The organism is Enterobacter sp. 725m/11 (assembly GCF_011683705.1).
GTDB classification, from domain to species: Bacteria; Pseudomonadota; Gammaproteobacteria; order Enterobacterales; family Enterobacteriaceae; genus Enterobacter; species Enterobacter bugandensis.
Map to the genome: position 1 here is coordinate 162,708 of NZ_JAAQOK010000002.1, position 10,704 is coordinate 173,411.

At 55.3% G+C, this 10,704-nt stretch carries 12 protein-coding genes and 1 tRNA gene; 4 read left to right on the forward strand and 9 right to left on the reverse strand.

Translation table 11 applies throughout. From position 1 onward, the window contains the following. The first annotated feature begins 128 nt into the window (after positions 1 to 128). Together HBA26_RS01590 and HBA26_RS01595 are read left to right on the forward strand one after the other, a co-directional pair. On the forward strand, positions 129 to 1,664 hold the full coding sequence (locus HBA26_RS01590) for a YjjI family glycine radical enzyme (RefSeq protein ID WP_126345430.1): 1,536 nt from the start codon (positions 129 to 131) through the stop codon (positions 1,662 to 1,664). Continuing rightward, complete coding sequence (locus tag HBA26_RS01595; RefSeq protein ID WP_126345429.1) at positions 1,639 to 2,499, forward strand: YjjW family glycine radical enzyme activase; 861 nt, start codon at positions 1,639 to 1,641, stop codon at positions 2,497 to 2,499. Before HBA26_RS01590 ends, HBA26_RS01595 begins: the two co-directional genes overlap by 26 nt. On the opposite strand, the gene HBA26_RS01600 is transcribed toward HBA26_RS01595, so the two are convergent. The 8 genes from HBA26_RS01600 to HBA26_RS01635 form a co-directional block, all read right to left on the reverse strand. Beyond that, complete coding sequence (locus tag HBA26_RS01600; protein ID WP_126345428.1) at positions 2,494 to 3,276, reverse strand: TatD family hydrolase; 783 nt, start codon at positions 3,274 to 3,276, stop codon at positions 2,494 to 2,496. The two genes, HBA26_RS01595 and HBA26_RS01600, sit on opposite strands and share 6 nt — an antisense overlap. Further along, positions 3,273 to 4,325, reverse strand: coding sequence for a patatin family protein (locus HBA26_RS01605; protein WP_032644971.1), 1,053 nt, complete (start codon positions 4,323 to 4,325; stop codon positions 3,273 to 3,275). The genes HBA26_RS01600 and HBA26_RS01605 overlap by 4 nt, the downstream gene beginning before the upstream one ends. Before the next feature lie 120 nt (positions 4,326 to 4,445). Next, a complete protein-coding gene (locus HBA26_RS01610; RefSeq protein ID WP_003856556.1) occupies positions 4,446 to 4,607 on the reverse strand; it encodes a DUF1328 domain-containing protein in 162 nt (53 codons plus the stop codon). A 127-nt stretch (positions 4,608 to 4,734) separates the two neighbouring features. Then, positions 4,735 to 5,352, reverse strand: coding sequence for a molecular chaperone OsmY (gene osmY, locus HBA26_RS01615; RefSeq protein ID WP_028015434.1), 618 nt, complete (start codon positions 5,350 to 5,352; stop codon positions 4,735 to 4,737). 300 nt (positions 5,353 to 5,652) lie between these two features. Next, positions 5,653 to 7,242: a peptide chain release factor 3 gene (prfC, locus tag HBA26_RS01620; RefSeq protein ID WP_028015433.1), complete on the reverse strand. Its 1,590-nt coding sequence runs from the start codon at positions 7,240 to 7,242 to the stop codon at positions 5,653 to 5,655. Between the two features lie 91 nt (positions 7,243 to 7,333). Further along, on the reverse strand, positions 7,334 to 8,011 hold the full coding sequence (yjjG, locus tag HBA26_RS01625; protein WP_126345427.1) for a pyrimidine 5'-nucleotidase: 678 nt from the start codon (positions 8,009 to 8,011) through the stop codon (positions 7,334 to 7,336). Positions 8,012 to 8,030: 19 nt separating this feature from the next. Then, entirely contained in the window at positions 8,031 to 8,474 is a 444-nt protein-coding gene (gene rimI / locus HBA26_RS01630) for a ribosomal protein S18-alanine N-acetyltransferase (protein ID WP_028015431.1), read from the reverse strand. After that, positions 8,443 to 8,856 (reverse strand): DNA polymerase III subunit psi, encoded by a 414-nt coding sequence (locus HBA26_RS01635; RefSeq protein WP_041911296.1) that lies wholly within the window; start codon positions 8,854 to 8,856, stop codon positions 8,443 to 8,445. The genes rimI and HBA26_RS01635 overlap by 32 nt, the downstream gene beginning before the upstream one ends. A gap of 102 nt (positions 8,857 to 8,958) precedes the next feature. Here HBA26_RS01635 and rsmC point away from each other — a divergent pair, with 102 nt between their 5' ends. Together rsmC and HBA26_RS01645 are read left to right on the forward strand one after the other, a co-directional pair. Further along, positions 8,959 to 9,987 carry a 16S rRNA (guanine(1207)-N(2))-methyltransferase RsmC gene (rsmC, locus tag HBA26_RS01640; RefSeq protein ID WP_047367286.1) on the forward strand — a complete coding sequence of 343 codons (1,029 nt, stop codon included), beginning with the start codon at positions 8,959 to 8,961 and terminating at the stop codon, positions 9,985 to 9,987. A 174-nt stretch (positions 9,988 to 10,161) separates the two neighbouring features. Then, positions 10,162 to 10,248 (forward strand) — tRNA-Leu (locus HBA26_RS01645). A 41-nt stretch (positions 10,249 to 10,289) separates the two neighbouring features. On the opposite strand, the gene HBA26_RS01650 is transcribed toward HBA26_RS01645, so the two are convergent. After that, positions 10,290 to 10,559 (reverse strand): DUF1435 domain-containing protein, encoded by a 270-nt coding sequence (locus HBA26_RS01650; RefSeq protein WP_032644970.1) that lies wholly within the window; start codon positions 10,557 to 10,559, stop codon positions 10,290 to 10,292. Between the last annotated feature and the right edge of the window lie 145 nt (positions 10,560 to 10,704).

Genomic DNA, 10,704 nt, shown 5'->3' on the forward strand with positions numbered 1-10,704 from the left:
GATCTTCTTCAAACTTTAGCGTGCAAATTGCTGACTAAAGCAGCGATACCCCTTGTTGGATCAAAAGCGCCGGCAGGCTGGCTTTCTACAATCCGTTCATCATCCGCAGAACATTCAAGGAAGTGAACATGCCCGACGCCCTGCAACAACGTTGCCAGCACATTGTGACAAGCCCGCTGTTAACCCCGGAGCAAAAACGTCATTTTTTGGCGCTGGAAGCGGAAAATTATCTGCCCTACCCGACGCTATCTCCGGCCGCCCGCGCCGCGCTGGACGAGGGGTTTATCTGCGACATGTACGAAGGCCATGCGCCCTACAAACCGCGCTACGTGCTGCCGGATTATGAAAAATTCCTGGCTAACGGTTCGCAATGGCTGGAGCTGGAAGGGGCGAGAGATCTTGATGACGCCCTCTCTCTGTTAACTATTCTCTATCACCATGTTCCTTCCGTCACATCAATGCCGGTCTATCTGGGGCAGCTTGATGCGATACTGAATCCCTATGTTAGAATTCTAACACAAGAAGAAATCGATAGCCGAATAAAACGTTTCTGGCGCTATCTCGACAGAACGCTGCCCGATGCGTTTATGCACGCCAACATCGGGCCTGCTGACGGCCCCATCACCCGTGCCATTCTGCGTGCCGACGCTGAACTGAAGCAGGTTGCGCCCAATCTGACCTTTATCTACGATCCTGAGATCACCCCAGACAATTTACTGCTTGAGGTGGCAAAAAACATTTGTGAATGCAGTAAACCGCATATTTCAAACGGCCCGGTGAATGATAAAATTTTCACAAAAGGCCGTTTTGGCGTGGTGAGCTGTTACAACTCTCTGCCGCTGGCGGGCGGTGGCAGCACCCTGGTGCGCCTTAACCTCAAGGCAATAGCCGAACACAGCACATCCATTGACGACTTCTTCACCCGCACGCTACCGCACTACTGCCAGCAGCAAATTACCATCATCGATGCGCGCTGCGATTTTCTGTACGGGCAATCCGGCTTCTTTGAGAATAGCTTCCTGGTGAAAGAGGGGCTGATTGATGCCGATCGGTTTGTGCCGATGTTTGGCATGTACGGTCTTGCCGAAGCGGTGAACGTACTGTGTGAGAAAGCAGGCATGGCGGGGCGTTACGGTAAAGACGAGCAGGCCAACGCGCTGGGTTATCGCATCAGCGAACAGCTTGCGGCGTTTGTTGAAAATACGCCGGTGAAGCACGGCTGGAAGCATCGCGCGATGCTGCACGCCCAGTCAGGCATCAGCTCCGATTCGGGCACCACGCCGGGGGCGCGTCTGCCGTACGGTGACGAGCCGGATCCTGTCAGTCATCTGCTGGCCGTAGCGCCGCACCATAAACACTATCATTCCGGGATCAGCGATATTTTAACGCTGGATGAGACGGTAAAACGCAATCCGCAGGCGGTGGTTCAGCTTTGCCTGGGGGCGTTCAGGGCCGGTATGCGTGAGTTCACCGCGAATGTGGCCGGTAACGATCTGGTACGCGTGACCGGCTATATGGTTCGCTTGTCGGATCTGGAGAAATACCGGGAAGCGGGTTCAAGAACGAACACCACGTGGCTGGGGGAAGAGGCCGCACGCAATACCCGTATTCTGGAACGTCAGCCGCGCGTGATAAGCCATGAACAGCAGATGCGCTTTAGTTAGTCAGGTCATCCCCTTCTCCTGCGTGGACGGGCCGGGCAGCCGCCTGGCGCTGTTCCTGCAGGGCTGCAACCTGCGCTGCAAAACCTGCCACAACCCGTGGACCATCGGGCGCTGCAACGACTGCGGGGACTGCGTGCCCCACTGCCCGCACGACGCGCTGACCATTCAGGCCGGACGCGTCTGGTGGCAGGAGAGTCACTGCCAGCAGTGCGACACCTGCCTGCGCCTGTGCCGGCAGCAGGCCACGCCCATGGCGCACCGCCTGAGCGTCGACGAGATCCTCGTTCAGGTCCGTAAATCCGCGCCCTTTATCGAAGGGATCACCGTGAGCGGCGGCGAAGCCACAACCCAACTGCCGTTTTTGATCGCCCTGTTTACCGCGATCAAAACCGATCCTGAGCTACATCATTTAACCTGCCTGGTAGACAGCAACGGTCTGCTAAGCGAAACCGGCTGGCAAAAACTGCTGCCGGTGCTGGATGGCGCAATGCTGGACCTCAAAGCGTGGGGGAATGAACATCACCGCTTCCTGACCGGACGCGAGAACCCGCAGATTAAGGAGAGTATTCGCTGGCTGGCAGACCGTCACCGTTTGACGGAGCTCCGCTTGCTGGTCATCCCGGAACAGTGTGATTATCTGAAACATATCAAACCGTTGATCGCGTTCATCCACGGGCTGGGGAATGTTCCGGTGCGTATTAACGCATTTCATGCACACGGGGTCTACGGCGAGGCGGCGTCATGGCGCAGCGCCACGCAGGAGGATATTGAACCGCTGGCGCGGGCGCTGGAAAAACAGAAGATAACGGTGATTCGTCCGGCGCTTTATCTATAGCGTGATGCCAAAAACCGAACGGGTATTTTCGAGCAGCGCGCTGGCAATGACCTCTTCAGGTTCCTGACGCAATTCGCACAGCACGTCAAATACCCGCGCCGCCTGTTCCGGGCGATTCGGCTGCCCCTGAAAACCATTCAGCGGCATATCGGGGGCATCCGTTTCCAGTAACAGCGCAGAGAGAGGCAGTTGCGCCATTACGTCACGGGTTTTACTGGCGCGCGGATAGGTGATGGTGCCACCGACGCCAATTTTATAGCCCAGTTCAATAAAACGCTGCGCCTGCTGCAGGCTGCCGGAAAAACCATGCACTACGCCTCTTCGCGGCAGGTCGATGCGCTTCAGGTGCATCGCCAGTTTGTCATGAGTGCGTCGGGAGTGGAGGATCACCGGCAGATCGTGACGCTTTGCCAGCCGAAGCTGCGCGTCCAGGATCGTCTGCTGACGTTCAAACTGCGGATCTTCGCGATAGAGATCGAGGCCGATCTCGCCGATGGCGACAAGTTTCTCTCCTGCACGTTGCAGCACCCGATCCAGCTCTTCAAGATGCTCATCACGATGGCGCTCAATTACAATCGGATGCAGGCCGAGCGCGGCATAAAGCGCGGAGTATCGCGCGGAAAGATCCAGCACGCGGGTAAAATAGGCCGCTTCAACCGACGGCACAATGATGGCCTGCACGCCGGCTTCGGCAGCTTTCGCAATGCTTTGCGCTTCATTCCCCGTAAACGGCGGAAAATCAAAGTGGCAGTGGGTATCAACAAAGCGGTGCGTCACGCCAGATCCTCGTTATCTAATAAAGCGTCATTCGCCTGCGGAATGTCCACCAGCGGCATGGTCAGGGCGTCATTGGCGACAATTGCAGGTGGCGTAATAATGCGTTTATGCCGATGCAGAGGCGGTTGCTCGGCCAGCATTTTCCCGACGGTCGCCAGGAAGTAACGCCCGCACAGCCGCCCCGTTTTGTAATCCATACGCAACGCAGGCAGCCGGCTGCCCAACGCCATGCTCAGCAGCGGCTTAGGCGGATAAATTTCAAAGATGCGCAGCTTGCCCGGGGGTTTTTCAATAAAGCGCTGCATCGCGCCGTAGGTGGTTTCATGCTGCTTCGCGATGTTCACCAGCGGCTGCAGGCTGCTGTCGCCCAGCCAGCGCTCCATCCGCTTAAACCACTGGGGGGTGTAATACATTTGCGACGGAACGGTACGGATCACCACGATGGTTTTCGCCCCGCGTCGCGCGGCTTCCTGAACCGGCACCGCGTCGCTGATGCCGCCGTCCAGATAGCTGATGCCGTCCAGCAACGCGCCGGTACGATAAAAACCGGGAATGGCGCTGGAGGCGCGGATGATGTCGAGCCAGTTCTCCTTCTGCGGTGAGAAATAGCCCGGCGAATAGTCATCCCCCCGGCTGGCGCACATCCAGAATTCTTTGCCGCTATCAAACAGGCGGGCAGCGGTATCCATGGCCAGCGGCATCTGGCTGGAGGTCGACTCCAGCAGCCAGTCGAGATCGATCAGGTTGCCGCCGCGCACGAAGCGCACCGGGTTAAAAAATTCTTTCGCCGTGGTGAAGCGCATGATCACTTTTCGCGCGTAGCCGGGCTGGTTACAGACATACGCAGAGAGATTCTGCGCCCCGGCGGACGTGCCGAAGTAGAGGTCAAACGGGTTGAACTGCGCGCGCATAAATTCATCCAGCACGCCAGCGGTGAAAATGCCGCGCTGTCCTCCCCCCTCGCAGACAAGTGCGAGTTGACCCGCACTAAACGGTTTTAACGTCAGCGGCGCAATATTGCCGAGCGTAACGGGAATTCGTTGCCCCACCTCTGCTTTCCTGTTTTGATTATTTTATCACTCCACAGTAACGCACCCGACCTGTAACGCAAATAAGAAAAAGCCAGTCGCAGTGACTGGCTTTATTTTGTTGAAGGAATATTGCGTTTGCTACGGACGTCTACGACCCGTAAACAGGCTGACCAGGAACAGAATAATACCGACGACGAAGACAATTTTAGCTGCCCATGCCGCCGTACCTGCCAGACCACCAAAGCCCAATGCGGCGGCAATTAACGCGATAACCAGAAATATAATGCCCCAACGAAACATAAGCTTCTCCTTTACCATAGTTAATGTCGGCCGCTAAACGTGAGCGCTCAGGTCACTCACCGGCGTTTTTCCAGAGTCGTTCTTATTTCGCCCGCAGGGTTAAACCTTACGGGCGAATGGTCCAGAATTACTTCGTTTTCAGATCGTTTTTAACGCTTTTAACACCATCAATGGCTTTCGCAATTGACTCGGCGCGTTCACTTTGCGCCTGTGAATCAACCGTACCGGAAAGCTGAACCACGCCATCGGTAGTTTCCACTTTCACCTTACGAGACGGCACGATGTCATCTGCTAACAGTTTAGCTTTGATTTCGCTGGTAGTAGCGGCATCACCGGCATAACCTTTCACCGAGGCGTTTTTACCGTCGCGAACGTGCAGTTTATCGCTCACGGATGCGACACCTTCGACACCCTTCGCCACCTTCACAGCCTGTTCGGCCTGGGCCTGGCTTTCAACAAAGCCACTCAGGGTAACGACCTTTTTGTCGGTCTTAACGGAAATATCGGTGCTCTTGATGGCTTCATCATCCACCAGTGCGGCTTTCACTTTTGCTGTGATAGAGCTGTCGTCCATGAAATTACCGACTTTATTCATAGAGCTATCGATTTTTTGCCCTGCGGTGTCGGCCGTGGACTGTGCTTTATCCATGGTGCTGCTTTCCGCCAGGGCGGAACCGCTAACCAGAACGCTACCCAGTGTTACAGCCAGCAGAGTTTTAGAAATCTTCAGTCTTGTCATATTCATCGATGTATTCCTGTGTTTTACCCGTTATTCGGGCTAAATACTTCCTTAGTAGTTTTATATATCGCGAATAAACACACGGGTGAAATGGAGAACCAATCGACATGCATTGAACAGTTAATTCATCCATACCCGGTGCTAAACACTGAGTTAAATATAGATCACTCTCACAATGCCGCTTTCAGAATTGCGTAAAAAACGCGCGAATAGCGTGAATTTGCGGTGAATTAAGAACATTCCGCAAGGGACTAATAAGACAGGAATAAAAGAAGAGCACGGCGATTGCCGTGCTCCGGGAGGGGATTAGTGTTCGCGCGTTTTGCGGAACTGAACGTCTGGATAACGTTCCTGCGTCAGGTTCAGGTTGACCATCGTTGGCGCGATATAGGTCAGGTTGTCGCCGCCATCGAGCGCCAGCTGAATTTCGTTCTTACGCTTAAATTCTTCGAATTTCTTCACGTCAGAACACTCAACCCAGCGCGCGGTCGCCACGTTGACCGATTCGTAAATCGCTTCCACGTTGTATTCGCTCTTCAGGCGCGCAACCACCACGTCGAACTGCAGCACACCGACCGCGCCGACAATCAGATCGTTGTTGGCGATTGGACGGAACACCTGCACGGCGCCCTCTTCAGAGAGCTGAACAAGACCTTTCAGCAGCTGTTTCTGCTTCAGCGGATCGCGCAGACGAATGCGACGGAACAGCTCCGGTGCGAAGTTCGGAATACCCGTGAACTTCATCATCTCGCCCTGGGTGAAGGTATCGCCGATCTGGATCGTACCGTGGTTGTGCAGACCGATGATGTCGCCCGGATATGCCTCTTCAACGTGCGAACGGTCGCCCGCCATAAAGGTCAGCGCGTCGGAAATCACGACATCTTTACCGATGCGCACCTGGCGCAGCTTCATGCCCTTCTCATACTTACCGGACACCACACGCATGAAGGCCACGCGGTCGCGGTGTTTCGGGTCCATGTTGGCCTGAATTTTAAAGACGAAGCCGGTGAACTTCTCTTCCTTCGCTTCCACTTCGCGGGTGTCGGTTTTACGCGGCATCGGCTGAGGTGCCCACTCCACCAGACCGTCCAGCATGTGGTCAACGCCGAAGTTACCCAGCGCGGTACCGAAGAAGACCGGGGTAATTTCGCCGCTCAGGAACAGTTCTTTGTCGAACTCGTGAGACGCGCCCTTCACCAGCTCCAGCTCGTCGCGCAGCTGCGCGGCCAGCTCTTCGCCAACGGCGGCATCGAGATCCGGGTTGTCCAGACCTTTCACAATGCGCACTTCCTGAATGGTGTGGCCTTTACCGGTCTGATACAGGTAAGTTTCGTCTTTATAGAGGTGATAAACCCCTTTGAACAGCTTACCGCAGCCAATTGGCCAGGTGATTGGCGCACAGGCGATCTTCAGCTCGTTTTCCACTTCATCCATCAGCTCCATCGGATCGCGGATGTCACGGTCGAGTTTGTTCATAAAGGTGAGGATCGGCGTATCGCGCAGACGGGTAACTTCCATCAGCTTGCGGGTACGATCTTCTACACCCTTCGCGGCGTCGATCACCATCAGACAGCAGTCCACCGCCGTCAGGGTACGGTAAGTATCTTCGGAGAAGTCTTCGTGCCCCGGGGTGTCCAGCAGGTTCACCAGGCAGTCGTGATACGGGAATTGCATCACGGAGGTGGTAATCGAAATACCACGCTGCTTTTCCATCTCCATCCAGTCAGATTTTGCATGCTGGCTGGAGCCACGGCCTTTAACGGTACCCGCAGTCTGGATCGCCTGTCCGAACAGCAATACCTTCTCGGTGATGGTCGTTTTACCGGCATCCGGGTGCGAGATAATGGCAAAAGTACGGCGCTTGGCCACCTCTTGCAGATAAGGAGACAACGTCATAATTAAATCTTCTTTTATAAGCGCGGCAGCACGCCACGCATCATGGAATACAAAATTGCGGCTATTTTACCCATCAACGGGGGGCAGGCAATCATTGTTTACACAGGAGTTGCTCCAGTTCGGTCAATGACGTGACGGTCCAGGTTGGCTCGATGCCTTCAGGCTTCACGCGGCCATGCGCATTCAGCCAGACGGTCGACAAACCTGACTTCATACCGCCAAGAATATCAGACTCTGCGGTATCACCCACCATCAGCACGCGATCGCGGTCGGGATTACCGGCCTGCCCCAGCGCATAATCGAAAATTCGCGGATCCGGTTTCGGCACCCCAACCTCTTCGGAGATCACCAGTGCGTCAAAATGATCGCGCAGGCCGGTGCGCTCCAGGCGGATCTGCTGCAGGGCGGTAAAACCGTTGGTGATGATCCCCAGTTTCACCTTGCCTTTCAACGCATTCAGCAGGGAAACCGCGCCCGGCAGGGGCGCACAGATATCGGCCATGGCGTTAAGGAAAGCCTCGTTCAGCGTCCCCGGACTGACCTTTAAGCGCTCCGCCCAGACGTCAAATCGCTGGTGCTGTAGCTGTAACGCGGTGATGGCACCGTTCTGGTAATCCACCCACAGTGGCTTGTTCACCGCCTGATAGTCCTGAAAATCTTCGGCGGTGAAGGTCACGCTATAGTCGAGAAACATCCGCTGTAGGCCGCCGAACGAGTCAAACGTAAACAGCGTTTCGTCGGCATCAAAGAAAATCCAGTCCCATTTCATCGTTACAACCTTAAATTCGTTATCCAATTGGCAGAGCCATGATAATGGCGTCTTCACGTCCCTCTGCGGTGGGGTAGTAGTTACGTCGGACTGTCGCCTCGTTAAAGCCTAAGCTTTCATAGAGCGCGATGGCGGCGACATTCGACGCGCGCACCTCCAGCCACAGGGTGAAAACGTCGCGGGTTTCGAGCTCACGAATGAGATGCTCAAGCAGTTCTCTGCCCAGCCCACGGCGCTGAAACGCCGGGTCGACGGCGATGTTAAACAGCGTCGCCTCGTCAAGAACCACCTGCGTGATGGCAAACGCGGCCAGAGTGCCGTCAACGTCCAGACGGTAGTTCAGATAGCGCTCGCCCTGATTGCTGGCAAACGTTTTTTCGCTCCACGGAAAAGCGTGGGCGCGTGTTTCAATCGCGAACGCTGCGGTCAGGTCAGGCGTCGTGAGGGAAGAAATCGTGTTCATATTCGCAGATTTGTTGCCATAGCGCGCTGCGCGCCTTTGGATTGGCTTTCAGCTCGTCCAGCGCTGGTGAGCTGATTTGGCTCCCCTGAAGAGAGATGTCGTTTGTCTCTCCGATGCGCCAGCTGTTACAGCGGCTATCAGGAGGAAGCATGGCAACCCGTTCCGGCGTCAGCTGTAAGACCTGGTCGGGCGTCAGCTTCAGGCTGCGAAGGACATCACCGATCAGGGGCTCATTCAGGGCAGGCAGTTCTTCCGCCACCATCACCAGCCGAACGTGCGCGGGGATGGAGATGGCGATTTCGCCCTGCAACGCCGTCGGGCGACGCAAAGCCCACTGGGTGATGCCCAGTTGCTGCAACTGCCAGTCTCGTCGGGATGTCATAGGGATAACTCCTGTCTCTCAGGCGCGCAAATATAGCAAATGTGTCGAAAGTGCGCCATCTACCTACTATAATCCCCGCCTGAGTTTATTGAGGAACAATTCATGTCTGCATTTACCCCGGCAAGTGAAGTCTTGCTGCGTCACAGTGATGATTTCGAAGAAAGCCGTATTCTGTTTGCCGGAGATATGCAGGATGACCTGCCCGCGCGTTTCGACTGTGCTGAAAGCCGTGCCCACACCCAATACTACCACCACTGGCAGGTGCTGAGCCGCCAGATGGGCGAGCGCGCACGCTTCAGCCTGGTGGCGGAGCAGAGCGATATTGCCGACTGCGATACGCTGATCTACTACTGGCCGAAGAACAAGCCGGAAGCCCAGTTCCAGCTGATGAACTTGCTCTCCCTGCTGCCGGTTGGCTGCGATATTTTCGTGGTCGGTGAAAACCGCAGCGGTGTCCGTAGCGCCGAGCAGATGCTGGAAGCCTACGCGCCGCTGACCAAAGTCGACAGTGCACGTCGCTGCGGTCTGTATCATGGCCGTCTGGAAAAACAGACAACGTTTGATGCGCAGGCATACTGGGACGAGTACCAGCTTGACGGTCTGACCATCAAAACCCTGCCGGGTGTCTTCAGCCGTGACGCGCTGGATACGGGCAGCAAGCTGCTGCTCTCCACCCTGACACCGCACACCAAAGGCAAAGTGCTGGACGTGGGCTGCGGCGCGGGCGTGCTTTCAACGGTGCTTGCCAGCCATTCACCAAAAGTGCGTTTAACCCTGTGTGACGTGAGCGCCCCGGCGGTAGAAGCCAGCCGCGCAACGCTTGCGGCCAACGGCATTGAAGGCGACGTGATTGCCAGCAACGTCTTCTCTGACGTCACCGGCCGCTTTGACATGATCATCTCTAACCCGCCGTTCCACGACGGGATGGAAACCAGCCTCGAAGCTGCGCAGACCCTGATCCGTGGCGCGACTCGCCACCTCAACAGCGGCGGCGAGCTGCGCATCGTGGCGAACGCATTCCTGGCGTACCCGAAAGTGCTGGACGAAACCTTCGGCTTCCACGAAGTGATCGCCCAGACGGGCCGCTTTAAGGTCTACCGCACCGTGATGACGCGTCAGGCAAAGAAATAATTCGCCATACAATGCAGGCCGGATAAGCGCCAGCGCCATCCGGCAAGCAGGCGTCGCAATTCCGTCCATTTTTGCAGCAATCAATAAAAGGTGCGCACTTTTCTGTTGACGTAAAGCTGAAAACATCTAGAATGCGCCTCCGTGGTTACGATACTTTTACAGTATCGATGGTATGCGAAGGTGGCGGAATTGGTAGACGCGCTAGCTTCAGGTGTTAGTGTCCTTACGGATGTGGGGGTTCGAGTCCCCCCCCTCGCACCAATTATCTTATCTCCCTTCTGTAATACCTCTTATTTTCCCTGTTATTTCAAACTCATCATTATCACCAGAATTGCGCTGACTAATGCGACGCATGATGGCAGTAACACATAATGGCGTAGGTGCTTATGCCAGATCATGCCTGACGTCATCAGCAGCCCTGACACAATGATGGCCTTCCAGCTTTCGATGGAGAGATCGGCAAACATCAAACCGCCAAGGATTACGCCCGGCAGCAATACTCCCCATGCACTTCCCAGCGCCCTGTTCAACATACATCGCCCTTTCATAACGATAATGATAAACAATATCATATGATAAAAATTATCATTTGTCAGCGCAGTGAAGCAAAAAAAATCGCCCTTTCTCCTTATGTAGAATGACAGAAATTTCCTAAGGTGATAAATTGCTCACCTGTTAACCTGTCTCTTATACACATCTGACGCTGCCGACGACGGA